Here is a 24,656-nt window from a genome sequence, read left to right as displayed (position 1 = left end):
TGCTCCTGGCGCGGGCAGGGGAGTAGCTTGCGGTTGAAACCATGCGCTTCCGTGTCGAGAACCTGGGACCGCTGCGCGCGGCAGAGGTGGACCTGTCCAAGGACTTGCTCGTCCTCACGGGGCCGAACAACACGGGAAAGACGTACTTCGCGTGGAGTGTGTACGGTCTCCTGCGCACGCCTCCGAAGGGGCTGGAGGGCATCGGCAAGAAGCTCCTGGCGGCGGCGGGGGCCGAGGTCGACCTCACGCCACTTTGGGGCGAATGTCTCTCGGACGTCGCCCGGGCTTTCCAGGGCAACCTGCGTAGCTGCTTCGCGGCGCCGGCTCATTCCTTCGATCGCGCAAAGATCGATCTTCGCGTCGACGATACCGCGTGGCTCTCCGAGCGGCTGTTCCCACTGGAGGAGATTGCGCGCAAGTTCGGAGCGAAAGTTTCCGGCCCGACCATCCGTTTGACCGATGACTTGAGTGTTTCATTGCTTGCTCGTCCGCCCGCGAGAGCGGCTATCCGCATCCTCGGGCGAGCTGCCGACGGATCCCATTCGAACGACATTGGGTGGGACGGTGTTCCCTCCGAGCTTCAGGCATCGTTGCCGGCGGTGGCGGGCCGCCTTCTCGGATCGCAGATGACATGGTTCACAATGGGTTGCGATGTGTTTCCTGCGGAGCGTATCGCGGTCAACATCTTCGCGAAGGAGCTCGCCTTGAAGAGGATGGAGCTCGTCAACGAGGTCCTCGAGGAGAGCGACGACAGGGGCGCCGCTGACGCGTTCGGCACTGTCTTGCGACGGGCTGGTCGGTACCCGTGGCCCATTCAGCACAGCCTGCTCGTCGCGAACGACATGGCCAACCTTGCGAAGAAGGAGAGCAAGCACGCGGATCTCGCGAGCGAGATCGAGTCGGCCATCCTCGGCGGCGTGGTGCGCGTCTCGGAGCACGGGGAGCTCACATTTGCGCCTCACCAGGCCAGCGGTCAGCACCTCGCCATTCATCTCACCGCCTCCGTCGTGAAATCCCTGGCGAGCCTCGTCTTCTACTTCCGCCACCTCGCGCGAGGCAGCGAGCTCCTGATCATCGACGAGCCCGAGCTCAACCTCCACCCTGACAACCAGCGCAAGATCGCGCGCGTCCTCGCGAAGGCAGTAAACCGGGGCTTCAAGGTCATGATGAGCACCCACAGCGATTACATCATCCGGGAGCTCAACCATCTGATCATGCTGGGAACTCCCTCGGAGAAGACGCATCGCTTAGCCGAGGAGCTCGGCTATGACTCAGCCTGTCTCATCCATCCCGAGCGAGTTGGTGTTTACCTCTTCCAGGACGGCACCGCGCGTCCGATCGAGGTCAACGAGACGGGCTTTGACGTCAAGACGATCGAGGACGAGATCGTCAAGGTGAACAGCGTCACCCAGCGCCTGTTCGCCGAGCTCTTCGAGTGACGCATGTCCACGCTCCTTCAGGCCGTCAATGCCATTCTACGCGATGAGTTCAAGGTTCACGGCGCCATCCGGCTCGAGGAGAGTCATGTCCTGAGCACCTGCGAGCCGATCGTCCTCCAGAAGCGCGGTCCGGCGGTGGTGCTCAAGCTCGACGCGCAACCCCCGGCCGCCTGCGAGCGAACCGACTGCCCGCGCACGTTCTCGGTAGGTGACCGCATCTTCCCGCTCTTCGTGGCGCGGTCCGGGATCCACTCGATCTGCGACTACATCATCTTCTACCAGCACCGCGAAGAGGCAGGAAACCCTGTGTACGTATTCCTGTGCGAGCTGAAGTCCGGCAGGATCGACGCTCCAGGCAGCAGATCGAGAACGGAAGGATCCTCGCCGAGCACATCGTCCGGATGGCGGCTCACCACCAGATCGACGAGGTCGTCCGGGAAGGCCCCGAGATCCGTTATCGGGGCATCATCTTCGCGCCGAAATTGCCCGAGCCGAAGAGCAGCTCCCGACGACCCAAGTGCCCATACGAGCCCTATCCCGGCGGCATGCAGGATCTGCCGGTCGTTCGCTGCCGCGCCGGAGGGACGCGCGAGCTACACTATTTCTGTGCTTGAGGGCTTTCACGGGGAATGCCCGACCGCGCACACCGCCACGGTCGAGCCCGCCATTGCTGGGCAGCCGGCGCCGCCGCTCGCTCAGTAGATGATCGGATCGCAGTTCGTGAACTTCAGCGACGTCTCCAGGCTGAATTCGACTCCGTCGCCGGTAGCTCCCGCGCTGCCGTCACCCCCGCTCGTCGTCCCACCGCTGCTGCTGCTGCCCGGCGAGGGGGAGTCCCCGCCCCACATCCATTCATCGACAGCGCCACCAGGAGCGATGCTTCGTGCGGAGATCAGCGGGCCGAGAACGGCCAGACCCTCTGTTCCAGCTCGGCGAGGGACGAGACCTCGGACTCCCAGCCAGCCATCCTGAGCTGGAACCGGAGGTTGCTGTACCGGTGCAGGAGCGAGAGCGCCATCAGCTTGTGGCTCAGCGACGGGGTGAGGTCCGTGAGCGGGTATCCGTAGGAGCACAGAAAGGCGCGCTGGAGGTCCGCGTTGCCCGCGGCGAGGAAGAGGCACGGGCCCAGCTGGTCGTACTCGCGCGGCCCGAGGCACGCGTCCGCGAAGTCGAGCATGCCGGTGACGCTCCACCTCTCGCCCGTCCGGGTCACGAGGAGGTTCTCCGGCGTGTACTCCCCGGTCAAGAGGACCGGGACCACGGCTCCAGGCAGGAGACCGCGCGCGGACTCGAGGTACGACGGGATCTGCGAGACGAGATGTCCAGGCAAGCCCATCCGCCGGTGCCGGCTCTCGCATCCGGCGATCTGGCGCTCCACGAACGTGTCCCAGCCGAGGTCGATGCTCTCCAGTCCGTCGGTGGGCAGCGCGTGGGCGGCCCTCATGATCTCGCCGATGCGCGCCAGCGCCTCGACCCGCTCCGCGCCGCTCAGCGCGGGCCACACCTCTTCCAGGGGGCGCCCGGGCAGGCGCGACATCACGAGATAGGGCCACCCGTCGAGCTCCGCTTCGTGGAGGAGCTCCGGCGTCGTCGCGGGGACCTTGCCATGGAACCGCGCGAGCGAGAGGCGCTCGGCCTCGAACTGGTGCCGGAGGAAGGGCGGAAACAGCTTGATGATCTGCCCCGCGTCGTTCGAGACAACCACGTTCGTCCCGTGCGCGAACGCGGAGAGCCCGCCCGTCGCCAGGCCGTGGCGCTGGCACACCGCGAGGATCGCCGGGCGAAATGCCTCCAGGGCGGCGCGGATCCGGTCGAATCCGGCCGGGCCGTCGAACGACGGGAACAGGGAGCGGTCGTCGGGGGGCGCGCTGGACTCGGACGGCATGGGCGGCGGAGACGGTAACGCGCGCGCGCCGGGGCCGCCATCGCGGCGTCGCCCCGCGCGGCGCTGGCGATCAGGGGCGGAAGCCGCAGGCACTCAGCCAGAGCGATGCGAGCGACTCGCCTTCAGGGGTGGCGCTCTCGACCGGCGACGGCCGCGGAAGAGGGGAGATCTGGTGGCAGGACCCGAGGCGTCGGATAATCCTCGGCGGGAGACATCGTTCCCCGACACCACCCCCGTTCTCCCGAGAGGAGCGTTCCACCATGCAGATGCCGGACCCCCCGGAAACCCACAAGGAGTTCATCCGCCGCTTCCCCAAGCTCGGCGAGGCCTGGGCGCTCCTCGGCGAGGCCGGCGCGGAGGGGCCGCTCCCCGAGAAGACGGTGCGCCTGCTGAAGCTCGCGCTCGCGTGCGGCGCGATGCGCGAGGGGGCCGTGCACTCGAGCGTGCGCAAGGCCCTGGCCATGGGGATATCGGCCGAGGAGATCGAGCAGGTCGTCGCCCTCTCGGCGGCGACGCTCGGCCTGCCCGGCGCCGTCGCCGTCTATTCCTGGGTGCGCGATGTCCTCGAGGAGTCCGGCGGGTGAGGCGCGGCGCGTGAGGAACACCGCGAACCGCGGCCGGACGCGCGCCGTCGTGGCGGCGCTCGGGACCGGCGTGCTCCTGAGCTGCCTGGGCCCGACGGCGGGCCAGGTCGATCTCCCGGGGCTCGACGTCCCCGTCGAGAAGGCGATCTCCTTCCCGGCGGGAAAGGAGCTCGAGTTCCCCGTTCACGCCGATCGCTACGAGCACAGCGGCGGAAACCACGTGCGGATCGAGGTGACGCTGCTCCGCGGCGGCGCGCCTGTCGGCGCGATGGCGTGCGACGGGTTCGAGCTGGAAGGCGGCGCCGGGTGCGGATCCGGCGCGACCCACATGAACAGCAGCTGCTCGATGACGGTCCCCGCCGGCGGGAGCGACGCGATCCGGGTCGTGGCGAGGCTCGCGGACAGGAGCAACTCGGCCAGCTTCGAGGGGCTCAGCGTCTATATCCGGGACTGATGACCGCGGGCTGGCCGCCCGACCCGGGTCCTGTATGCTCCCGCGCCGCGCCCCGCCGTGGCGCGCCCGCTGCCATGCCGCTGATCGTCGTCGAGGATCTCCGCAAGGCGTACCGCGTGGCCGAGCGCCGGCCGGGCGCGTGGGGCGCCGTCGCGGGGCTGCTGCGCCCGCGCTACCGCGCCGTGGACGCGCTCGCGGGCGTCTCGTTCTCGCTCGAGCGAGGCGATCTCGTCGGGTACATCGGGCCGAACGGCGCCGGCAAGTCGACCACGGTGAAGATCCTCGCCGGCATCCTCGTGCCGGACTCGGGGCGCTGCGAGGTGGACGGCCGCGTCCCCTGGCGCGAGCGCATCGCGCACGTGCGGCGGCTCGGGGTCGTGTTCGGCCAGCGCACCCAGCTCCTGTGGGACCTGCCCGTGATCGACTCGTTCGAGCTGCTCCGCGACATCTACCGCGTCGGCGCCGCAGACCACGCCCGCGCCCGCGACGAGCTCGTCGCGATGCTCGACCTCGCGCCGCTGCTCGACACGCCCGTGCGGCAGCTCAGCCTCGGCCAGCGGATGCGCTGCGATCTCGCGGCGGCGCTGCTCCACGCGCCCGAGCTGCTCTTCCTCGACGAGCCCACGATCGGCCTCGACGCCGTCTCGAAGCTCGCGGTGCGGCGCTTCATCCAGCGGCTCAACCGCGAGCGCGGGGTCACGGTGATCCTGACGACGCACGACATGGACGACATCGAGGCGCTGTGCTCGCGCGTCATCCTCATCGCCGGCGGCCGGGTGCTCTCGGACGGCTCGCTCGAGGCGCTCCGCGCGCAGGTCACCGCCGAGCGCTGGCTCATCGTGGACCTGACCGACCCCGCGGCGCCGATCGACGAGCCGCACGCCGAGGTGATCCGCCGCGAGGGCGACCGCGTGACGCTGCGCTTCGATCCGGCGGCGATCTCGACGGCGGAGCTCGTCGGGCGCGTCACGGCCCGCTACCCTGTGCGCGACCTCCTCGTGCAGAACCCGCCGATCGACGAGATCGTGGCGCGGCTCTACGGCGAGGGCGGCGGCGAGGGCGGCGGCGACGGCGACGAGGCGCGCGCGCGGCCGTGAGCGCGCTCCGCGCTTACCTCGCCGTGTTCCGCGCGCGGTTCCGCGCGCTCTTGCAGTACCGCGCGGCGGCCGCCGCCGGGTTCGGCACGCAGCTGTTCTGGGGGCTCATCAAGGTGATGGTGCTCGAGGCGTTCTACGCGAACGCCGCGGGCCCCACGTCCGCCGCGCCGCCGATGGCGCTCGGGCAGGCGGTCACGTACACGTGGCTCGGGCAGGCGTTCTTTCAGCTCATGCCGTTCTCGACGAACCCCGATCCCGAGGTGCGCGAGCTGATCCGCACGGGCGCGGTGGGCTACGAGCTCGCGCGCCCGCTCGACGTTCATGCGCTGTGGCTCACCCGCGCGCTCGCCGCGCGCCTCGCGCCGACGGCGCTGCGCGCGGCGCCGATGGTCGCGGTGGCCGTGCCGCTGCTCGGCATGTCGCTGCCGCCGTCGCTCGCCGCGGCGGGCGCGTGGGCGGCGGCGATGGCCGGCGCGGCGGCGCTGGTCGGCGCGTTCGCGACGGCGGTGACGTCGACGATGCTGTGGACCACCTCGGGCGACGGCATCTCGCGGATCGTGCCGTCGGTCGTCCTGATCGGCTCCGGCATGGTCGTGCCGCTGCCGCTGTTCCCGTCGTGGATGCAGCCGTGGCTCGACGCGCTGCCGTTCCGCGGCATGATGGACGCGCCGTTCCGGCTCTACCTCGGGCACCTGCCCGCGGGGGCGCTGCCGGGCGTGCTGCTGCACCAGGCGCTGTGGACCGCGGTGTTCGTGGCGCTCGGCCGCGCGATGGTCGCGCGCGGCCTGCGGCGGCTCGTGGTGCAGGGCGGGTGAGGGGCGGGGAGCAGACGAGGAAGAGGCGAGAGACTGACGAGATGTCGCGCGACGCAATCCAGCTTTATCTACGGCTCGCCGCCGCGTCGCTGCGGTCGCAGATGCAGTATCGCGCGTCGTTCGCGATGTGGTCCGTCGGCCAGTTCATCACGGTGGGCATCGAGCTGCTCGGGGTGTGGGCGCTGTTCGACCGCTTCGGCGCGGTCCGGGGGTGGCGCTTCGCCGAGGTCGCGCTCCTGTTCGGCCTCGTCAACGTCTCTTTTGCGCTCGCCGAGTCGTTCGGCCGCGGATTCGACACCTTCTCCACCACGGTGAAGTCGGGCGATTTCGACCGGCTCCTGCTGCGCCCTCGCTCGACGGCGTTCCAGGTGGCGACGCGGGAGTTCCAGTTCCTGCGCGCCGGGCGGCTCGCCGTCGGCCTCGTCATGCTCGCGTGGGCCGCCGGCGCGCTGGACGTCGGGTGGACGGCGGCCAAGGCGGCGCTGCTCGCCGGCGCGATCGCGGGCGGCGCGTGCGTGTTCTACGGGCTCCTCGTGCTCCAGGCGACGCTGTGCTTCTGGACGGTCGAGTCGCTCGAGATCATGAACACCGTGACGTACGGCGGCACGGAAGCGGCGCAGTACCCGCTGACCCTGTACCGCGACTGGTTCCGGCGGTTCTTCACCTTTATCGTGCCGCTCGCGTTCGTGAGCTACATCCCCGCGGGCGCGCTGCTGGAGCGGCCCACGGTACCGGCGCTGCCCGAGGCTGCGCGCTGGGCGTCGCCGCTCGTGGGCGCGGCGTTCCTGCTCGTGTCGCTGCGCGTCTGGCGCTTCGGGGAGCGGCGGTATCAGTCCACGGGGTCATAGCCGGAGGGCGGGATTCCGAGGCACACGGCATCCGAGGACCTTCGCGACGCTTCGGCGCGATCCGGACTCCAGGGGCGCCGGTGGCCGCGACATCGCGTGATCGGCATGGTCGAGCGTGAAGCGCCGTGGGCGAGACGCTCGCCGCCATGCAGGCCGCCATGCGCTCCTGTCCGCGCCGCCCGCCCCGCCCCGCGCTCCCTCGGCCAGCACCGAGGCCGCCCCCTCGGTCAGCGCACGCGTCATCGCGTGATGAGCTGAGTCGGACGGGAGCGGCCACGCGCGGTCCGGCACCCCAGAGCTGTCCTTGAGGACGCGTTATCAGAACGGCACTTCCGGGATCGGGACGCGGTCGGGCTCGGGGGCTATCGGTTGCGGAACCGGCGGCTTCATGGCCGGATCGGGGGCCGCGGTATGCGGCGCCCGCGGCCTGGCGATCGACGACGGTCGTGACGCCGTCGCCGACGGCGAGGGGCGCACCCTCGCATCCCTGGGAGCGGCCGCGGCCGATCTCGCCGCGGATGCAGCCGGCTCACCGGACGTCGCGCGCGGCGGCGGCTCGGGCGGGGACGCCTCGCCGGGCGTCACGCTCGGCTGAGGCTCGGGCCACGCCAGCGGCTCCGCCGGCCGTGGAGCTGCGGTCTGCTCGGGGACGGAGGCTGCCGCGGGGGCGGCCTCTGCGCCCGTCGTGCCCCGGCCCCCCGCGCTGCCCTGGCTGACGGCGGCGGTGATGCCGGCGCCGAGGAGCACCGTCATCGTGACGCCGAGCGCCAGCCTCGCGCGCGAAGGCCTCGGATGCGCGGCCTCCCGCGCCGTCGAGCTGGCGCCGGTCAGGGTGCCTGGCCTCATCGAGCGGGGCGCGACCTCGGGCGTGACGAGCTCCAGATCGTCGAGCGATATCGTCATGCCAGGGCTCGGCTGAGAGGAGCTCGGCGCGCCGGAGCATGCCTGATGCAGATCCGGGATCGACGGCGACCCCATGCCCGCGAGCCGGCGGAGCTCGCCCATCATCTCTCCGATCGACTGGAACCTCTGCGCCCGGTCGCGGGCCAGCGCCCGCGCGAAGAACGCGTCGATCGTCGGCGGCAGATCGGGCGCGAGCCCGGACGCGCTCGGCAGCGGCGCGACAAGGATGTTGGCGATCACCGCGCCGAGCTGATCGCCCTTGAAGGGGAGCTCGCCGGTGACGGCGTAGAACAGGATGACCGCGAGCGACCAGAGATCGCTGCGCTGGTCCACGTCCTTCTCGCCCCGGACCTGCTCGGGGCTCATGTAATGGGGTGAGCCGAGCAGCTCGCCGGTGCGCGTCACCTCGTCGGTGAGCCGGGCGCCGGTCTCCTTGACGATGTCGAAATCGAGCACCTTGACGATCTCGTCCTGCTCCTCTTCCACGCGCACGAGGAAGAGGTTGGCGGGCTTGAGGTCGCGGTGGACGAGGCCGGCGTCGTGCGCGCGGCGGATCGCCTTGCCGGCCTGCGCGAGGATCCGCGTGGCGTCCGCGAGCGAGAGCCGGCCGACGCGCTCGAGCCGCGTGCCGAGGTCCTCGCCCTGGAGCAGCTCCATCACGAGGTACGGGGTGTCGTCGTCAATGCCATAGTCCTGGACGTAGACGACATGCGGACTCTGAAGGTTCGCGGCGATCCTGGCCTCGCGCTCGAAGCGGGCCAGGAACGCGGCCGACGTCGCAAACGTCGGCGCCATGAACTTGACCGCGACGGGAGAGCCGAGGTTGATGTGCCGCGCCAGCCACACCGAGCCCATCCCGCCGCGCGAGAGCGGACGCTCGAGACGGTACTTCCCACCTACGACGGAATCCGGGGCGTAATGCATGGCGATGGCTTCCTTCTGGATGCCAAGGGAGGTGGGATGAGCGTACAGGATAGGAAAGGCTCCGGCCATGATGAGGCGGGAGATGGCGAGAGATTGTCCTTGTGTGCGCGACGTTCCGGGCGCCTTTGCGCTTCACACAGCGACGCGGCGACTGGCACGTTGGACGACCGCCGGGAGGCAGGGTCGGGAGCGATGCTCCGGCCCGAGCAGGGCAGTCGGGGGGAACCCGGTCGACTCGGGCGCTCCTCCCGATGCGATCGCTGGACCACCTGCGTTCACGCCGTCCGAGGCGGCCGGTCGTCGGCGTGGCGCTCTCGAGACGGGCCGAGCGCGAGATCCGGGGCGCGACAGCCCTCGCCTGTTCATCTGCGTTGATAAATTGCAAGATGGGCTGGCGTGACGAACGTGCTCTGTCGGGCGATGGCGCTTGATTCGTCCTCGAGCTCGGTCCGCGCTCGTCTACGTTGCGCGAATGAAGATCCTGCTTTGGATGGCTCTGGGGCTCCTGTGCGCGGCCTGCGGTGACGACCTCGAGGGAGGTGGTGGCGGATCCGGCGGCGGCGACAGCGGCGTCACCAGCGGGGCCGGCGGCGATGGCGGCAGCGGTGCTGGCGGCGCTGGCGGCAGCGGCGGTGCTGGGGGGGATGGCGGCGCTGGCGGCAGCGGCGCTGGCGGCAGCGGCGGCGCTGGAGGGGATGGCGGCGCCGGCGGCAGCGGCGGCGCTGGAGGGGATGGCGGCGCCGGCGGCAGCGGCGGCGCTGGAGGGGATGGCGGCGCCGGCGGCGGCGGCGGCGCTGGCGGCAGCGGCGCCGGCGGCGGGTCGACCGGCGCGGTCGCCGGGCTCGCCGCTGCTGACGCCATCTATCTTCACCCGACGGAAGAGCTGGGCAGCATGGTCTGGAACATCGCTGTCGCCGGGGCAGACGACGGGGGCGCCTACGTCGGCGGTGAGGCCTTCGGCGAGACGACGCTGGGCGATCGGACGATCACCGAACGAGGCGCGTTCCTCGTGCGCCTCGATCGCAACGGCGACCTCCGCTGGTCGGCGCCCATCGCCACGGAGGAGCAATCCTCGGCCAACGCGGTGACCGTCGACCGGTCGGGCAACGTGCTCTTCGCGGGCGAGCTCTACGGCGAGGTCACGATGGGCAGCACGACGCTGACGGCCCCGCTGGCCGATCCCGACGCGCTCGTGGCCAAGCTCGACGCCGACGGCGCCGTGCTCTGGGCGAGGCGCTTCGGCTCCGCCGCCACGGATCGAGGGCTCGCGATCGCCTCCGACGCGACAGACCACGTATACGTGGGAGGCTATGTCGACGGAGACATCGACTTCGGCGGTGGTCTCGTGCAGGTGAACGGCGAGTCCCCGTTCCTCCTGAAGCTCACGCCGGAGGGCGACCTCGCCTGGGCCAAGGTGTTCCAGCACCCCGGCGGCAGCGGCGATGCCTTCACCGGGAGCGCCGTCGCCGGCATCGCGGTGCACGAGGACGGCGACGTGTCGGTCGCGGGCTACGCCGACGGGCCGTTGACCATCGATGACACGGCGCTGTCGCTGCCCACCGATTCGACGATGATGGGCTTCGTCGCCCGCTTCTCGAGCGCCGGCGAGCGCCGGTTCGCGCGGCGCTTCGGCGGGCCGGAGTTCGATATGGGCAACGCGATCGCCGTCGGCGGCGGCACGTTCCTGGCAGGCACGGTGAGCGGCGAGAGCGACGTGCTCGGGATCACCGTGGACGCGGACATCGAGGGGACGCCGTTCGTCGCGAAGCTCACGGAGAGCGGGACAGCCGAGTGGGTGATCACGCCGGAGCCGAGCGGCACGACCTACGGCCTCGCGCCCGACCTCGAGGGCGGCGTCTACGCAGCGGGTCGGTATGATGACAACGTCACGTTCGACTACGCGCCGTTCGCGGCGTACACGCGCGGCTCCTCCGATGCCACGGTGACCCAGCGCTACGCGGCGAGCGCCGGCTCCGCCGAGGGCATCGCGCGCGCCGCCGACGGGACGCTCTGGGTAGCAGGCCTCTTCTACGGATCCATCGATGTCGGCTCGGGGCCCGTCGAGTCGCCGAGCACGAGCGGATTCGTCCTTCGCATCCTGCCCCCCTGAGGTAGTGTCGGCGTATGCACCTGCGCCCCTATCGCATCGATGTCCCCGACGCGACGCTCGACGACCTTCGCCGGCGCCTGGCATCGACCCGCTTTCCGGATCCGCTCCCCGGCGGCGGGTGGGCTCACGGCGCCGACGTGGCCTATGTGCGCGAGCTCTGCGAGCACTGGCGCGCTCGCTACGACTGGCGCAGCCACGAGGCGGCGCTCAACCGCATCCCTCAGTATCTCTGCGAGATCGATGGCGTCGATCTCCACTTCTGGCACGCGCGCGGCAAGGGTCCGGATCCGATCCCGCTCCTCCTCATTCACGGCTGGCCGGGATCGATGTACGAGTTTCACCACCTGATCGGCCCGCTCACCGATCCGGCCGCGCACGGCGGCGATCCGGCCGACGCGTTCGACGTCGTGGTCCCGGCGCTGCCGGGGTTCGGGTTCGGCGGCAAGCCGCGCGAGCCCGGGTGGGACGTCCGCCGCGTCGCCGCGGCGTTCGACCGGCTCATGGTCGAGGCGCTGGGCTACCCACGCTACGGCGCGCAGGGCGGCGACTGGGGCGCCATGGTGAGCGCGCGCCTCGGCGGGGCGCACGCCGAGCACCTCCTCGGCGTTCACGTGAACATGGCGTTCGGGGTGCCCCCCGCGGGGGAGCTGACCGAGGAGGCGAAGGGCGCTCTCGCGAAGATCGCCGCGTTCCGGGCCGCGGAGGGCGGATACGCCCATGTGCAGGGGACCAAGCCGATGTCGCTCGCGATCGCGCAGGCGGACTCGCCCGCAGGGATCCTGGCGTGGATCGTCGAGAAATTCCGCACCTGGAGCGATTGCGGCGGGGAGGTCGAGCGCGCCTTCTCGAAGGATCAGCTGCTCACCAACGCGATGTTCTACTGGGCGCCGAACAGCATCGCCAGCGCCGCCAACCTCTATTACGAGACCGTCCACGACGAGGAGATGCCGCCGTACCTCCTCGACAGGATCGAGGCGCCGACCGCCGTGGCCGATTTCCCGAAGGAGATCTACCGCGCGCCGCGCGACTGGGTCGCGCGCCGGGCCAACCTGGTACGGTGGACGGAGATGCCGCGCGGCGGGCACTTCGCGGCGCTCGAGGCGCCCGATCTCCTCCTCGACGACGTGCGCGCCTTCTTCCGATCTCTGCGCGCGCGCCCGGCGTCCTGAGGCCGCTGCCGGGCCCGGCCGCTGGCGTGGAGCGGCGCTTGCGCAATGCAGCACAGGCGCGTGGCCGCGGCGCTGGAGCGCGGCCGCGACATGCCGCGGCGACCCCGGCGCGCCAGCAAGAGAACGCCGGAGAGACCTGTTGCGCTCGCCGCGGCGCCGTCTAGAATTCACAGTGCCATGATAAAATTCTTGCACCAATCCAGCACGATCATGCTCGGACTCGTTCTCGCCCTCGGCGTTGCGGCTTGCGGGGGCGACGACGCCGCGGGGGACACTGGCGCGGGCGGCGAGCCGAGCGCCGGCTCGGGCGGCGGATCGACCACGGGATCCGGCGGCGCGTCGACCAGCGGCTCGGGGGCCGGGTCGACCAGCGGCGCGGGGGCCGGGTCGACCAGCGGCGCGGGGGCCGGGGCGACCACGGGGACGGGCGGCGATCCCGACCCGGATCCCGCGAATGCGCGGACCTTCGATCACCGGCACGCGGCGCTCGAGGGGATCCCGGCGAGCTGCCTCGACGCGCTCAAATCGGGCGACTTCATCTTCCATTACACCCATCGCTCGCACGGCTCGCAGATCATCGTCGGCGCCGAGAGCATCGAGGCCAACAACCCTGCGTACGGCTTCGAGGCAGAGTATTGCGACGTCCCCTCCGAGACCGGCGTCTTCCCGATGTGGGACGGGATGCTCGACAGCAACCTCGTCAAGGGGGATCAGTACTGGGGGACCGAGGCCGGGGTTAACGAGCTGCGCGCCATCCTGCGCGATCACCCGGAGATCCGGTACTCGATGTGGGCGTGGTCGTTCGAGATCTCCGAGCAGACCGAGGAGAGCGTGCAGCTCTACCTGGACACGCTCGACGCGCTCGGGCAGGAGTTCCCGGAGGTCACGTTCATCTACATGACCGGCCCCGGGGACGCGGAGTATAACCGCGTGAACCGCGCGAAGCGCAACCAGCAGATCCGCGACTTCTGCCGCGACCACGGGAAGATCCTCTACGACTTCGAGGACCTCGACGTCCACTGGAACGGCGAACGGCACACCGCAGAGGTGGACGGGGTCGAGATCCCGATGCAACACCCGCATTACGACGTGGAGACGTCCGGCAATGCGGAGTACGAGTACACGCACACGACGCAGGAGAGCTGTGAGGTCAAGGCCCGCGCCTTTTGGCGCATGATGGCCGAGCTCGAGGGGTGCAGCGCGCAGTGACCGGCGGTAGCCGCATGGTCGCAGCACGGCGACAGCGCGGCGCGCAGCGTACGATGAAGGCCAGCGCCCGGGCGCGGCGATGACCTCGGTGGGGACCCGCGTCGTTCACGAGGCGCTCGGTCGGCTGCTCGGGCTGCCGGTGGCACCGGAGGGGTGAGCAGGCCTGGACCGAACGGCGGGCCCGCCGCTCGCGTGGACTCCGCTGCCCGAGCCTTGCCGCTCGCCAGCGCCCGGCCTCGACGCCGTGGAGCTGCTGCCGAGGGCCGTGGATCGCGGCGTCGCCTTCGTGCCCGGCGCCGCCTTCAATGATGCGGACGCAGCGGACGTGTGCACACTGCGCCTGTCCTTACCGCTTCGGTGGAGCAGATCGACGCGGGCGGGGGCCGGGTTCGTGCTCGCGCAGTTCCGCGAGATTGAGCGGCAGGTCACGGCGCCCATGGCCGCGGCGACGCGCGTCCGCATCGTGTGCGAGTGTTACACCGCGTACCGCTGGTTGCCCTCGGCGATGGCGAACCTCCGACGCAGGCTGCCTCGCCTCGACGTAGAACTCGCGGTGGAGCACACCGGGGATCCGGGATCCGCGCTCGCAGGGCGCCGTGGAGCGCCTGGTCACCGCGCTCGAGAGCTCGGTGCCGCGGCTCTACACGCGCGCGGGCTGAGGCGCACACGGTCACGACGGCCGCCGCTCTGGTCGTCGCGAGGGCTTCGCTGGCTGAGCCGGCCCGGGCGCCAGCCGAGCGGTGAGATGCGCGCCAGCTCGTGTATAATCGTATCATGAAACGTGGTCTTCGTTCTGCGTTGCTTGCCGTGTTGCCGGCGCTGGCGGGCGCATCGTGCGGGGCGCTGCTCGGCCTCGATGACTTCACCGACGCTCAAGCGCCGGGCGGCGGGGGTAGCGGAGGGATTGACGCCTCCTCTGATGGAGCCGGGGCTGCCACGTCGGGCGGCGCAGATGGATCGGGGGGCGCGCCGTCGGGCGGAGGCTCAGGCGGCGCTCCCGGCGGTGTGTGCGCTCCGAACAGCGATACGCGGTGCTCGGGGAACACGCCGCAGCGGTGCGACGACCGCGGAGCGTGGCAAGACGAGGCGCCGTGCCCCGCCAGGGCGCCGGTGTGCCGCGGAGGGACCTGCGTGACACCTCCGAGCTGCGCCGACCTGGCACCGACGTGCGGGCCGATTAGAAACGAGAGCTGCTGCGCGACGACGGCGGTGCCGGGCGGGAGCTTCAACCGGAGCAATGACAGCGAGCATCCGGCCAAGGTGAGCGACTTCCTGCTGGACCGGTTCGAGGTGACCGTGGGGCGATTCCGCGCGTTCGTTGATGCGTACCCGGGGAGCTTCCCCGATCCGGGAGCCGGGAAACACCCGAAGATCGAGGGGAGCGGGTGGGATTCGAGGTGGAACGGGTATCTGGCTTCGAGCGCGGCATTGCTCAAGGACGAGGTAAAGTGCGACTCGATGTTCCGGACGTGGACGGATACGGCGGGCGACAACGAGAGTCTGCCAATGAACTGCCTGAGCTGGTATGCTGCGTTCGCGTTCTGCGCCTGGGATGGGGGCCGCTTGCCAACGGAGGCGGAGTGGAACTACGCAGCGGCGGGCGGAGACGATCAGCGGCCGTACCCGTGGTCGATGTCACCCACGGATGAGACGATCGATCAGAGTTTTGCGGGGTATGGCTGCACCTTCACGGATACCCCAGAGAAGTGTACGTTCATGGACATCTTGCCTGTCGGATCATGGAAGACAGGAGATGGAAGATGGGGGCAGGCCAACCTGGCCGGGAACATGCGAGAATGGGCTCTGGATATAAAGTGGGACTATCCTGAAGATTGCACGGACTGCGCTAACTCGGAGGGGGGGGGCGAACGGGTATTGCGGGGCGGCTCCTTCTCGGATGACGCGCGATACCTGCTTTCATCCACCCGCGACAGCCACGACGCGCCGACGCGCCGCCCCTACGTCGGGGTCCGCTGCGCGAAAAACCCGTAGTTACGAGTCGAGTCCACCGAGCGGATCGCCTGCTGGCGCATGATGGCCGCCCTCGAGGGGTGCGGCGCGCAGTAGCCGCGGGGCGCGGGCGGGCAGAGGCGCCGCCCGCGCGCGGGCCCTCTCGTCGTGAGCCTGCTCGCCCCGGGGCGCCAGGCGGGCTGAGGAGGCGCGCCGCCGGCGGCCGCGACAGGTCACGCGGGATCACGAGACGTCTCATCGTCAACGTCGCCCCGTCGTCGACAGCCGACAGCTATCTTTCCTGTCGGTTAAGTCCCGGTTTCGCGCGATCGACATTGCCGGTTCGCGGCGCCCGCGCCTTGCGGGTCGCCTCGGGACCATGCTACGCGGATGTCCTAGAGGCGCGCATACCGCGGTGTCCACCGCGCCGGGCGCCGCCTGGCAGTCGATCGGAGGCGGGCCATGGACAGCGTGATGGACAGCGCGATACCGCTCGGGAAGAAGCAGATCATCGACGGCCAGCTACGCGTCTATTACTATGGCTACTGGATCAAGGCGTACGAGGCTCCGGCCGACACGCTGCGCGCGAAGAAGCGCTTGATCGAGGCGCTGACGCGGCGCCTGTTCAACCACGTCGAGCACGGCATCAACGTGCCCGGCAAGCGGCTGGACGAGGCGCGGCGCGCCTTCGAGTCGGAGACCGACCCGCAGCGCAAGCGCGTCAAGGGCGCCATGCTCGCCGGCGCGATCTTCAATCGCGCGGCGGACATCTTCACGAAGCTCGTCGAGATCCAGGAGCTCGGCGTCACCATCGAGCCCGACAACGCCCTCATGCGCGAGTGCGGCGAGCACCTCCTCGAGGCGCTGACGCTCGGGAGGATGGTGCTCCACCGCAGCGGGGAGGAGGGGCTCGACGAGCTCTGGGGAGAGCCGTTCAAGGCCTTCTCCTTCCCGATCGAGGCGTTCTACAACAGCCGCTATGTCAAGATCGCCCAGAGCATGCGGGCGATCGACGGCATTCGCGACGAGATGATCGCCACCTTCGCGGGGCTGCCGATGTTCGCCGGGGTGGACCGCCTGGCCCGCGAGCTCGCCCACGCGGCCAAGGTGAAGTGCGAGACGCTGCGGACCGACGCCGAGATCTTCGAGGTCTGGACGTCCTTCGTCGTGGCGGCGGAGAAGCTCGCCGCCTTCCAGCCGCTGCTCGGCCCGGACGCCTCGCCCGCCGAGCGGGAGCAGGCGGCCCGGGGCGTCGAGCTGATCGTCCGCGGCAAGAACGTGATCTCGTACATCACCCGGGCGCGCGTGCCGATGCCCAAGACGACGAGCGAGCTCATGGAACGGTACGCGCGCTACCGCGCCGCGTACGGCGCCGCGCCCGCGTCCGGCGCCGCGCGCAGCGTCGCCTGAGCCGCCGTGCGCCCGTTGTCGGGCGGCGTCGAACCCTGATACGCTGGTGCGATCGACTTCATATCGGCGCTGGAAGTGCGTCCTTGCCGGGCCGCCGCGCCGGGTCGTGGCGTGGGAGGTCCGATGGGGTGCTTTCGTGAGGGGACGTATCTTCTCTGGTGTGCAGCCGCCCTGGCGGGCGGCGTCGTCGCGGGCGGCTGCGGCTCCACCGTGGTGAGCGGCGGTGACGGCGGTGCGGCGTCGGCGACCGCGTCGGGCGTCGGCGGTGGCGGCGGCGCCACGTCGGCGAGCACGTCGAACGCCGGCGGGGGCGGGAGCGGCGGCGCGGGCGGCGAGGGGGGGAGCGGCGGGGAAGGCGGCGCGGGCGGCGCGGGGGGGAGCGGCGGCGCGGGCGGCGAGGGCGACGGGGGGGCCGCCGTGCCGATGAACCCGTGCGGGAGCGCGTGCGGCGACGAGGAGCTGTGCGACGAGAGCCACCTCGGCCTGGACGACGACTGCGATGGCGAGGTCGATGAGACGTGCGGGTGCACCGCGGGCCAGGCGCGCGCCTGCTTTCGCGGGGATCCGTCGTACCGGGCCTACGCGGGCTGCTTCCCTGGCACCGAGATCTGCGATGACGCCGGCACGTGGGGCCCCTGCGTCGGCGGCCTGCACGCGGCCGACATGTGCTTCCTGAACGACGCCGGCGGCTGCCACCCGATGCGAGCGGCTCCGTTCGCCGACGTCGACCTCAAGGAGGGCACGGGCTCGTTCAGCGCGGATGCGGGCGTCGAGTGGTGGACGGTGGCATGCCCCGAGGGCGTGGACCCGTGCCCCGAGGTCGGCGGGGCGGAGCCGGCGGACGACTTCAAGCCGCTGCAATCCGGCGAGTACACGGTCACCTACACGAAGCGCGGCCTCATGGACGGGGGCACGAGGAGCTGCACGTACCCGCTCTTCGTCGGCGCGCGCGGCCTCCGCGTCGAGCTCGAGTGGGAGCACCTCCCTCGCAGCGTCGATCTCGACCTGCACCTCCACAGGCCCGACAGCACGCGGCCGTGGCGAATCCACGGCTCGTCGGATGACTGCGGATACAGCAACTGCACCATCAAAGAGATCTCGGACGCCTCGGAGATCCGCTGGTTCAGCGACACGGCGACGCCGCCCGAGCCGGTGAACTGGTACCTCGACCCCGAGGAGACCAACAACACATGCTATTACGCCCCGCGGGGCCTGGGCGATGCGTGGCGGGATGAGGGCCTCGGATGCCACAGCCCGCGGCTCGATCTCGACAACGTCGTCTGCAACCCCGCCGTCACCGACCCCAACGACAGAGACTTCTGCGCGCCGGAGAACATCAACATCGATTTTCCGCCGAGAGGCCAGTGGATGCGGATCGGCGTGCATTACTACGGCACGGAGGACGCGACATCCGACGTTCACCCGCGGATCAAGGTCTTCTGCGACGGCGCGCTCGGGGCCGAGCTCGGACCCAGGGGCTTCTATCAGCCCGAGCAGCCCGTCACCTTCGCTCCCGCCGACGCCAGGGACAGGTTCTGGGTCGTCGCTGACGTGATCTTTCCGGAGCCCGACGCGTGCGGCGAGCGCACCTGCGTCGTCCAGCCGATCTACGCCGATGAGGCCGCGCGGTCGCCGCTGCTCACCACCCAGCGCGCGGCCGAGAGCGCGTTCACCCCGGAGTATCCGCCGGTGCCGTGAGGGCCCGCGGGGGCGCGCCCCCGCGGGCCGGCCGCGCTCACCCGGGCTGCGGCGCCGCCACGAGCGCTATCGCCTCCTCCGGGCAGGCGACGACGCAGAGGCCGCACGCCTGGCACCGCGCCGCGTTCGGCGTCATCGCCGTCTTCCGGCCGTGGACGAGCGACTTGAGCTTGCCGCGCAGCGAGAGGGCGTCGAAATCGGCTTGCGCGATGCGGGCGACCTCGAAGACCTGATAGGGACAGACCTCGACGCAATCGCCCTTCGCCTCGCACCGGTTCCGGTCCACCACGGGCCGGAAGGCGCCAGGCTCGGCCCGGCACTGCTCTCCCGGCCTGTCCGGGCGCGCGGCCGCGCGCCGCGCCTTTTCCTTGTTCAACGAATCCGCCATGTGCGTGCCTCCCGCCGCCGCTCGCGCGGAGCGCTCAGAAACAGCTCGAGCGCGCCTCGAAGCGGGCCGCGTGGTTCGCGCCGAGGTTGCTGTCCCACGCGCCGTGGGACTCGGCGGCCACCTCGATGTCCCAGGCGTTCATGCGGCCGACCTGATCGTAGGCCCAGAGGAAGAGAGCCTCCTCGGTCGCGGTCGGCTCGTTGCAGACCCAGGTGCCGCTCGAGGTGGGCGGGAGCGGCGCGCCGCCGCAGATGCGCTGTCCCGAGGCGTCGGGGGGCGGCGAGCACCACGCGCAGTCGCGGGGCGCGTTGCTCACGAGGACGTAGGCGTCGCCGTGCGCGCCCGCGCTCGCCGGGAGGAACGCGTCGCTGCCGTTCAGCCGGACATAGAGGTTGATCTCGTGGTCCGGGTAGAGGTCGCGCAGGTACCCGCGATAGGCGATGGTCAGCTTCGCGGCGTCGGTGCGGACCGGATCCTGGATGATCTCGAACGGACCGGTGTGCACCGTGGTGGTGGGCCCGCAGTAATCGTAGCTCGGCGGGTAGTTCGAGGCGGCTCCATCGCGGGCCACGGCGGAGAGCGCGAGCGAGAGCGGGAGAGCAGCGGCGAGCGTCTTGCGGAACATGCGTGGACCTCCAGGGACGTGTCGGCGCCGGGGTCGCGCGCAGCGCGGGCGCGCGGCTCCGGACGAGGGGGCTACCAGCTCCACCCACGCCGGTCAACGCGGCACGGGCGGCTGACCGCCGCCGTCGCCACCGAGCTCGTCGGCGGCTGGCGCCGCGTACCTTGAGGACGAATTTGCCGAGGGCTCCTCAACCTGGGTCGGGTAGAGGATCCTGAGGATCCTCAACCTGGGTCGGGCCGGGGCTGGGCTCCTCAACCTGCGGGGCTCCTCAACCTGGGTCGGGCCGGGGCTCCTCAACCTGGGTCGGGCCGGGGCTCCTCAACCTGGGTCGGGCCGGGGCTCCTCAACCTGGGTCGGGCCGGGGCTCCTCAACCTGGGTCGGGCCGGGGCTCCTCAACCTGGGTCGGGCCGGGGCTCCTCAACCTGGGTCGGGCCGGGGCTCCTCAACCTGGGTCGGGCCGGGGCTCCTCAACCTGGGTCGGGTCGGCGAGGCTCAACCTGGGTCGGGTCGGCGAGGCTGAAGGGACGTGACGGCTCGCCGCCACCGCCGGTGCCGCTCCTCTCCGGCGACCGCTCATGGCATGGTCCGCCCATGAACGGTGAACTCCTTTGCTCATCGGTCCTCGGGGTCCTCCTTGCTGCCTGCAGCAGCCCCCCCGCCATGACGCTGACCGGGAGCGGCGGGGCCGGCGGCGAGGACGGCGCCAGCTCGACCGGCGGCGGTGGGAACGGCGGCGGAGCGCTGGTCTCGTGCGGAGGGAGCCTGGGCGACACCTGCAGCGAGACGGAGTACTGCGACACCCGCGAGCCCGGCGCGGAGGTGTGCGACGAGCAGGCGATCGGCGTGTGCGTCGCGCGGCCGAGGGTCGAGGAATGCCCCGAGGATTGCCCGGGCGTCTGCGGGTGCGATCAGCGCGTCCATTGCAACGAGTGCCTGGCGCGCGCGGCCGGGGTGAGGGCGTCGAAGGACACGTCCTGTTCGAGCGGAGACTACGTCGTCGGCGTGAACGACCGGGTTTACGTGCACAGCGCCGATCTGGCGGCGAACCGGTGCCTGACGCTCTCCCTGGCCTGGCCGACCGAGAGCGATCCGCGCTTCGCGGGCGTCGAGCTTCCGGAGCACTGGGCCCTTCTGGACGTGGCGCTCACCGGGGAGATGCGCGATTGCACCGCGCCGCGCACGCCCGACGACGATGGGGTGCACGTCGTGACCGGCGCCACCGGCGCCATGTCGTGGGAATCCGAGCCGAACACCGGTCTCCCGTGTGTCATCGACATGGATGTCACCGTCGCGCTCGAGGGCGAGCCCGGAGCGTACCACGTGGAGGCGACCGGCGTCGTCGTCGACAACACGTGCCTGTGGTGACGGCGCGCCGCCTAATCCGAGATGTCCTGGCTGATGACGACGACCGACGAGGGGACATCGGAGTAGCTGTCCGGCTCGGCGCTGATGACCAGGTCGAAGCTCGCCCTGGCGACGGTCGCGCCGAACAGCTCGCCCCGGTGCATCACGGGGTCGTAGTCGAGCGCGCCGATGCGGCGCCACTCGTCGTCCTGCTCGGGCTTCGCCCAGGCCACGAACATCCTCCCTCCGAGCCGCTCGGGCGGCGGGAGGTGATCGACCTTCAGGTTGAGCTGCGTCGTCGACGTGCTGCGGTCGACCTCGGCCACGATGAGCGCATTCGCGTTCGGCGCCATCTCCGTCCCCTGAGAGACGAAGCGCATCGAGCCGCTGCAACCGGCGAGCGCGGCCCCCGCGAGCAGGGAAGCGGCGAGCACGAACGGTGTCGAGCGAACCTCTCTCATGAGAATTTCTCCTGGCTGCCTGTGGCGTGCTGGGGCGCTTGCCGAAGAGCGCTGGCGGCGGTGGCTCGTCGCCCCGCCCCTCTCGAAGCAGCCCCGCCCATGAGTTGATTTTTACCGCAGCGGAGCGGTCCTTGCCAACCCCGCGGCAGGGGCGACGCGGCGAACCTGGCCGGGGCGCTGGCACGTTGCCTGCCATCCCGTGGCGCGCGGGGCGGCCTGCTTACCGTTTCACGGCGACGGCTCGCGGCCGCCCGGCGGCGGAGGGGGCGGCTCGGAGGGCGCAGCGGCGCCCGGCGTAGCCGCCGCGCCCGCCGCGCCCTCCGGCGTCACCGCCGCGCCCGCCGCGCCCGCCGCCGCCGCGGCCACGCCGGCGACGATGCCCTCCCAGTGGCTGCCCTTCCACAGCACCTTGCCGCAGCGCTCGCAGCGCCAGAACTCGTCGTGGCGCTCGGCCACCAGCGGGGGCACCGCGCCCCGCACCGCGTCCTTCGGCGCGGCCGCGAGCGCGCCGCCGCACGCCATGCAGCGCGGCTCCCGCACGGGCAGCCCGAGCTCCCGCAGCACGAAGCCGGCCTGCTCCATCGGCCGGAGCCCGCGGGGCACGTAGAGCCCGCGCACGGCCGCGGTGCGCAGGGGGCGCCGCTCGAACACCCCGGCGTCGGAGCTCAGCAGCACGCGGCCCGTCCGCTGCGCGAGGCGCACGAGCTCGCCGTCGTCGATGCCGTGCTCGAACGTCGCGTCGTACCCGGCGCCGCGCAGCCAGCGCGACAGGCCGCCGAGCATCGCGTCGCACAGGAAGCTCGGCCCCGCCGCCTCGTCCGGCGCCGGAGCCGCCCCGCCGCCCGCCTCATCCACGAGCTCGCCCCATGCGCTCAGGATGGCGCCGGGCCACCTGGCGGCAAGGCGCCGGGCGCGAAATCCCCACGGCTCGCTCGAGCGCTGGTACCGTCGTGGAGAAGCGATCGTGGTGACGTGGTGGAGGAGTGGATGTCGACGAAGGGTGCGAGGTGCTCCGGTGCGGCCCTCGCGCTCGCCGTGCTGGCGAGCGCTCACGAGGCTTCGGCCTACTGCCGTTCGAACACCTGCAAGATACCGGAGCTGTGCCTCCAGGACGACCTGCCGCGGGGCGACTGCAAGCCGCTCCGCTGGACGGGCGACTGCATCGGATTCGCCATCCAGGAGGACGCGTCGAGCGAGGTCTCCTACCAGGAGATCGCCGACGTCCTCGATGTCGCCTTCGGGGCGTGGCAGCAGGCGCCCTGCCCCGGGGGAGGCACCCCGGGCATCCGCGTGCAGAACCTCGGCCCCGTGGCGTGCGGCGCGGTGGAGCTGAACGCGAGGGACGGCAAGACCAGGATCGTCGACGGGCTCGTGCCGGCCAACGCCAACGTGGTCGTCTTCCGCGACCTCGATTGGCTCGCGGCCGCGGGGCACAACAGCGAGATGCTCGCGCTCACCACGGTGCAGTTCGACAAGAAGACCGGTGAGCTCTGGGGGGCCGACATGGAGATCAACTCCGATCTCTACGACTTCTCGGTCGGGGACGACTCCGCTGCGCCGCGGGAAGACCTCCTCGCCGTCGTCACGCACGAGGCGGGGCACTTCCTGGGCCTCGATCACTCGATGCTCGGTCCAGAGGCGACCATGCATTACCGGTATGACCGGTCGGACCCGATCAACTTCCGGACGCTGCACGAGGACGACATCAACGGGATCTGCCAGATCTACCCCCCCCGGGATCTCTCGACGTCGACCTGCAACCCCATCCCCCCGCACGGGTTCTCCCCGGAGTGCGCGGAGGACCAGATGGTCGCCTGCGGGGTGTCGCCGCCCGCCGCGGGCGGCCCGGGCTGGGGCGCGCCGCTCGCGGCCGCGGCGATCGGCGCGGCCGCCTGGCGGCGCGCCGGCGGGCGCGGCCGGCGCGCGAGGCGCTGACCGGCGGGGTCTGGTCGGCGGGCGCTCGTCGACACGCCTGGACCGGCGGGCGCCTGGGCCGCCGGCTACGGCGCCGCGCCGTGGTGGCCGCGGCGGGAGAGCGCGTAGGCGACGCCCCGCTCCAGCGTCCCCAGGGTGACGATGCCGCCGAGGTTGGCCTCGAGCTGGACCAGCGACTGGGCCACGCTCGGCCGGACCCCGGTGATCACGATCTCGGCCCCGAGCAGCCGCACGCTGCGGGCAGCCCGGATCAGCGCGTCGGTCACCTCGGCCCCCGCCTCCGGCATGCCGGTGACGTCCAGGATCGCGATCCGCGCCTGCTGGCTCGAGATCCCGTGGAGGAGCGCCTCGATGACCAGATCGGCCCGCTCGCGGGTCATCTTGCCGACGAGCGGCACCACGAGGACGCCGGGGGCGATGGGCAGGAGCGGCGTGGAGATCGACCGGAGCGTGTCCTCGCGGACGCGGAACATCTGCTCCTGCAGCCGGAGGTTCTGCTCCTCGGCCCGCACGCGCTCGGTGATGTCCGCCGAGATGCCGCAGACGCCCGTCACCTTGCCCTCGTCGTCGCGGAGGGCGAACTTCGTGGTGATGAACACGTGCGTGCCGTCGAGCATCTCGACCCGGTCCTCGACGGCGATCGGCGCGCTCGCGGCCATGGCCTCGCGGTCCTGCGCGACGAACCGAGCGGCGGTGTCGGCGGGCAGGAAGTCGCGCGGCATCCGCCCCATGAGCTCGCTCCGCGGCTTGCCTGCCGCCGCCTCGACCAGGCGGTTCGCGACGGTGTAGCGGCCCTCGGCGTCCACCGCGTAGATGAGCAGGGGCGCGTTCTCGATGATGCTCTGCAGCAGCTGGGCGCTCTGGCGCTGCTGCGCCTCGGCCTCCCGGTGCGCCGAGACGTCGCGGATCAGCGCCACGACGAACCTCACCCCGGTCTCGTCCCGGAGCGGCAGGTAGGTCACCTCGAGCCAGCACCAGCGGCCCCGGTCCTCGTTGACCTCGTGCTTGATCACGTAGGGTATCGCCGGGAGCGTGACCACCTCGCCGGCGAGCGCGCGATGGAACGGCTCCGTGAAGCCCTTCGCTACCGCCTCGGGGTCCTGCAGCATGTTGTACTTGCCGACCAGGTACTCCCGCGGGGTCTTGTACCAGGTGCAGCAGACCTCGTTGACCGCGGCCACCACCCCGTCGGTGCGGTAGACGAAGACGGGCATCGGGAGCAGCTCGAAGACCGCGTCGAAGGGGACGCGAGGCTCGCTCGCGGAGGCCTGCGCGGTCGGCGGCGGCGTGGCTTGCGGCGGCGCGGCCTCGGCGAGCCGGCGCTCCAGCTCCTCGATCCGGGCCCGCAGGCGCGCGTTCTCGGCCGACATCGCGTCATCACCCCCCTGTGTGCTCATGGTTCCTCGC

General features: G+C 71.2%; 23 protein-coding genes. 15 read left to right on the top strand and 8 right to left on the bottom strand.

The features are described from left to right. Positions 1–41: 41 nt before the first annotated feature. Both WME76_RS31855 and WME76_RS31850 read left to right on the top strand, forming a co-directional pair. A complete protein-coding gene (locus WME76_RS31855) occupies positions 42–1,439 on the top strand; it encodes an AAA family ATPase (protein WP_437956007.1) in 1,398 nt (465 codons plus the stop codon). 320 nt (positions 1,440–1,759) lie between these two features. Beyond that, positions 1,760–2,053, top strand: coding sequence for a hypothetical protein (locus WME76_RS31850; RefSeq protein ID WP_437956006.1), 294 nt, complete (start codon positions 1,760–1,762; stop codon positions 2,051–2,053). A gap of 81 nt (positions 2,054–2,134) precedes the next feature. Here WME76_RS31850 and WME76_RS31845 read toward each other — a convergent pair whose 3' ends face one another. Then, positions 2,135–2,287 carry a hypothetical protein gene (locus WME76_RS31845; protein WP_437956005.1) on the bottom strand — a complete coding sequence of 51 codons (153 nt, stop codon included), beginning with the start codon at positions 2,285–2,287 and terminating at the stop codon, positions 2,135–2,137. A gap of 44 nt (positions 2,288–2,331) precedes the next feature. Next, the gene (locus tag WME76_RS31840) at positions 2,332–3,324 is read right to left on the bottom strand and encodes a phosphotransferase family protein (RefSeq protein ID WP_437956004.1); all 993 of its coding nucleotides are present in this window, start codon (positions 3,322–3,324) and stop codon (positions 2,332–2,334) included. A 260-nt stretch (positions 3,325–3,584) separates the two neighbouring features. On the opposite strand from WME76_RS31840, the gene WME76_RS31835 reads away from it, so the two are divergent. The 5 genes from WME76_RS31835 (at position 3,585) to WME76_RS31815 (ending at position 7,122) form a co-directional block, all read left to right on the top strand. Then, entirely contained in the window at positions 3,585–3,908 is a 324-nt protein-coding gene (locus WME76_RS31835; RefSeq protein ID WP_437956003.1) for a carboxymuconolactone decarboxylase family protein, read from the top strand. Positions 3,909–3,918: 10 nt separating this feature from the next. Next, complete coding sequence (locus tag WME76_RS31830; RefSeq protein WP_437956002.1) at positions 3,919–4,362, top strand: hypothetical protein; 444 nt, start codon at positions 3,919–3,921, stop codon at positions 4,360–4,362. 74 nt (positions 4,363–4,436) lie between these two features. After that, on the top strand, positions 4,437–5,459 hold the full coding sequence (locus WME76_RS31825; protein ID WP_437956001.1) for an ABC transporter ATP-binding protein: 1,023 nt from the start codon (positions 4,437–4,439) through the stop codon (positions 5,457–5,459). After that, a complete protein-coding gene (locus tag WME76_RS31820) occupies positions 5,456–6,274 on the top strand; it encodes an ABC transporter permease (RefSeq protein ID WP_437956000.1) in 819 nt (272 codons plus the stop codon). Before WME76_RS31825 ends, WME76_RS31820 begins: the two co-directional genes overlap by 4 nt. A 41-nt stretch (positions 6,275–6,315) precedes the next feature. Further along, positions 6,316–7,122 (top strand): ABC transporter permease, encoded by an 807-nt coding sequence (locus tag WME76_RS31815; protein ID WP_437955999.1) that lies wholly within the window; start codon positions 6,316–6,318, stop codon positions 7,120–7,122. 318 nt (positions 7,123–7,440) lie between these two features. On the opposite strand, the gene WME76_RS31810 is transcribed toward WME76_RS31815, so the two are convergent. Next, positions 7,441–8,949 carry a protein kinase domain-containing protein gene (locus tag WME76_RS31810; RefSeq protein WP_437955998.1) on the bottom strand — a complete coding sequence of 503 codons (1,509 nt, stop codon included), beginning with the start codon at positions 8,947–8,949 and terminating at the stop codon, positions 7,441–7,443. A gap of 472 nt (positions 8,950–9,421) precedes the next feature. On the opposite strand from WME76_RS31810, the gene WME76_RS31805 reads away from it, so the two are divergent. The 6 genes from WME76_RS31805 (at position 9,422) to WME76_RS31780 (ending at position 18,495) form a co-directional block, all read left to right on the top strand. Then, complete coding sequence (locus WME76_RS31805; protein WP_437955997.1) at positions 9,422–11,059, top strand: hypothetical protein; 1,638 nt, start codon at positions 9,422–9,424, stop codon at positions 11,057–11,059. A 14-nt stretch (positions 11,060–11,073) separates the two neighbouring features. After that, positions 11,074–12,228 carry an epoxide hydrolase family protein gene (locus WME76_RS31800; RefSeq protein ID WP_437955996.1) on the top strand — a complete coding sequence of 385 codons (1,155 nt, stop codon included), beginning with the start codon at positions 11,074–11,076 and terminating at the stop codon, positions 12,226–12,228. A 210-nt stretch (positions 12,229–12,438) separates the two neighbouring features. Beyond that, complete coding sequence (locus tag WME76_RS31795; RefSeq protein ID WP_437955995.1) at positions 12,439–13,437, top strand: hypothetical protein; 999 nt, start codon at positions 12,439–12,441, stop codon at positions 13,435–13,437. Between the two features lie 1,209 nt (positions 13,438–14,646). Then, a complete protein-coding gene (locus tag WME76_RS31790) occupies positions 14,647–15,429 on the top strand; it encodes a formylglycine-generating enzyme family protein (protein ID WP_437962175.1) in 783 nt (260 codons plus the stop codon). 420 nt (positions 15,430–15,849) lie between these two features. Then, positions 15,850–16,797: a hypothetical protein gene (locus WME76_RS31785; RefSeq protein WP_437955994.1), complete on the top strand. Its 948-nt coding sequence runs from the start codon at positions 15,850–15,852 to the stop codon at positions 16,795–16,797. Between the two features lie 123 nt (positions 16,798–16,920). After that, a complete protein-coding gene (locus WME76_RS31780; protein ID WP_437955993.1) occupies positions 16,921–18,495 on the top strand; it encodes a hypothetical protein in 1,575 nt (524 codons plus the stop codon). 37 nt (positions 18,496–18,532) lie between these two features. Here WME76_RS31780 and WME76_RS31775 read toward each other — a convergent pair whose 3' ends face one another. Together WME76_RS31775 and WME76_RS31770 are read right to left on the bottom strand one after the other, a co-directional pair. Continuing rightward, complete coding sequence (locus WME76_RS31775; protein WP_437285964.1) at positions 18,533–18,883, bottom strand: 4Fe-4S binding protein; 351 nt, start codon at positions 18,881–18,883, stop codon at positions 18,533–18,535. 34 nt (positions 18,884–18,917) lie between these two features. Next, positions 18,918–19,508: a hypothetical protein gene (locus WME76_RS31770; RefSeq protein ID WP_437955992.1), complete on the bottom strand. Its 591-nt coding sequence runs from the start codon at positions 19,506–19,508 to the stop codon at positions 18,918–18,920. Between the two features lie 592 nt (positions 19,509–20,100). Here WME76_RS31770 and WME76_RS31765 point away from each other — a divergent pair. Beyond that, positions 20,101–20,874 (top strand): hypothetical protein, encoded by a 774-nt coding sequence (locus WME76_RS31765; RefSeq protein WP_437955991.1) that lies wholly within the window; start codon positions 20,101–20,103, stop codon positions 20,872–20,874. A gap of 11 nt (positions 20,875–20,885) precedes the next feature. Here the strand turns inward: WME76_RS31765 and WME76_RS31760 are convergent, their stop codons facing one another. Both WME76_RS31760 and WME76_RS31755 read right to left on the bottom strand, forming a co-directional pair. Further along, on the bottom strand, positions 20,886–21,314 hold the full coding sequence (locus tag WME76_RS31760) for a hypothetical protein (protein WP_437955990.1): 429 nt from the start codon (positions 21,312–21,314) through the stop codon (positions 20,886–20,888). Between the two features lie 228 nt (positions 21,315–21,542). Further along, positions 21,543–22,169 (bottom strand): Mut7-C RNAse domain-containing protein, encoded by a 627-nt coding sequence (locus WME76_RS31755; protein WP_437955989.1) that lies wholly within the window; start codon positions 22,167–22,169, stop codon positions 21,543–21,545. Positions 22,170–22,301: 132 nt separating this feature from the next. Here WME76_RS31755 and WME76_RS31750 point away from each other — a divergent pair, with 132 nt between their 5' ends. Continuing rightward, the gene (locus WME76_RS31750) at positions 22,302–23,249 is read left to right on the top strand and encodes a matrixin family metalloprotease (RefSeq protein ID WP_437955988.1); all 948 of its coding nucleotides are present in this window, start codon (positions 22,302–22,304) and stop codon (positions 23,247–23,249) included. Positions 23,250–23,314: 65 nt separating this feature from the next. Here WME76_RS31750 and WME76_RS31745 read toward each other — a convergent pair whose 3' ends face one another. Continuing rightward, positions 23,315–24,646: a PAS domain-containing protein gene (locus WME76_RS31745; RefSeq protein WP_437955987.1), complete on the bottom strand. Its 1,332-nt coding sequence runs from the start codon at positions 24,644–24,646 to the stop codon at positions 23,315–23,317. Positions 24,647–24,656: the final 10 nt, after the last annotated feature.

It is taken from the genome of Sorangium sp. So ce119, assembly GCF_051524405.1.
Taxonomy (GTDB): domain Bacteria; phylum Myxococcota_A; class Polyangia; order Polyangiales; family Polyangiaceae; genus Sorangium; species Sorangium cellulosum_G.
The sequence above is the reverse complement of the archived record's forward strand: the minus strand, read 5'-3'. Positions and strand labels throughout refer to the sequence as shown.

What these genes read in the sequence shown, in the direction of transcription:
- WME76_RS31855 (WP_437956007.1), top strand. Translation starts at nt 42, where the DNA reads ATGCGCTTCCGTGTCGAGAACCTGGGACCGCTGCGCGCGGCAGAGGTG.
- WME76_RS31845 (WP_437956005.1), bottom strand. Translation starts at nt 2,287, where the DNA reads ATGTGGGGCGGGGACTCCCCCTCGCCGGGCAGCAGCAGCAGCGGTGGG.
- WME76_RS31840 (WP_437956004.1), bottom strand. Translation starts at nt 3,324, where the DNA reads ATGCCGTCCGAGTCCAGCGCGCCCCCCGACGACCGCTCCCTGTTCCCG.
- WME76_RS31835 (WP_437956003.1), top strand. Translation starts at nt 3,585, where the DNA reads ATGCAGATGCCGGACCCCCCGGAAACCCACAAGGAGTTCATCCGCCGC.
- WME76_RS31825 (WP_437956001.1), top strand. Translation starts at nt 4,437, where the DNA reads ATGCCGCTGATCGTCGTCGAGGATCTCCGCAAGGCGTACCGCGTGGCC.
- WME76_RS31815 (WP_437955999.1), top strand. Translation starts at nt 6,316, where the DNA reads ATGTCGCGCGACGCAATCCAGCTTTATCTACGGCTCGCCGCCGCGTCG.
- WME76_RS31810 (WP_437955998.1), bottom strand. Translation starts at nt 8,949, where the DNA reads ATGCATTACGCCCCGGATTCCGTCGTAGGTGGGAAGTACCGTCTCGAG.
- WME76_RS31805 (WP_437955997.1), top strand. Translation starts at nt 9,422, where the DNA reads ATGAAGATCCTGCTTTGGATGGCTCTGGGGCTCCTGTGCGCGGCCTGC.
- WME76_RS31800 (WP_437955996.1), top strand. Translation starts at nt 11,074, where the DNA reads ATGCACCTGCGCCCCTATCGCATCGATGTCCCCGACGCGACGCTCGAC.
- WME76_RS31795 (WP_437955995.1), top strand. Translation starts at nt 12,439, where the DNA reads ATGCTCGGACTCGTTCTCGCCCTCGGCGTTGCGGCTTGCGGGGGCGAC.
- WME76_RS31785 (WP_437955994.1), top strand. Translation starts at nt 15,850, where the DNA reads ATGGACAGCGTGATGGACAGCGCGATACCGCTCGGGAAGAAGCAGATC.
- WME76_RS31780 (WP_437955993.1), top strand. Translation starts at nt 16,921, where the DNA reads ATGGGGTGCTTTCGTGAGGGGACGTATCTTCTCTGGTGTGCAGCCGCC.
- WME76_RS31775 (WP_437285964.1), bottom strand. Translation starts at nt 18,883, where the DNA reads ATGGCGGATTCGTTGAACAAGGAAAAGGCGCGGCGCGCGGCCGCGCGC.
- WME76_RS31770 (WP_437955992.1), bottom strand. Translation starts at nt 19,508, where the DNA reads ATGTTCCGCAAGACGCTCGCCGCTGCTCTCCCGCTCTCGCTCGCGCTC.
- WME76_RS31765 (WP_437955991.1), top strand. Translation starts at nt 20,101, where the DNA reads ATGAACGGTGAACTCCTTTGCTCATCGGTCCTCGGGGTCCTCCTTGCT.
- WME76_RS31760 (WP_437955990.1), bottom strand. Translation starts at nt 21,314, where the DNA reads ATGAGAGAGGTTCGCTCGACACCGTTCGTGCTCGCCGCTTCCCTGCTC.
- WME76_RS31750 (WP_437955988.1), top strand. Translation starts at nt 22,302, where the DNA reads ATGTCGACGAAGGGTGCGAGGTGCTCCGGTGCGGCCCTCGCGCTCGCC.
- WME76_RS31745 (WP_437955987.1), bottom strand. Translation starts at nt 24,646, where the DNA reads ATGAGCACACAGGGGGGTGATGACGCGATGTCGGCCGAGAACGCGCGC.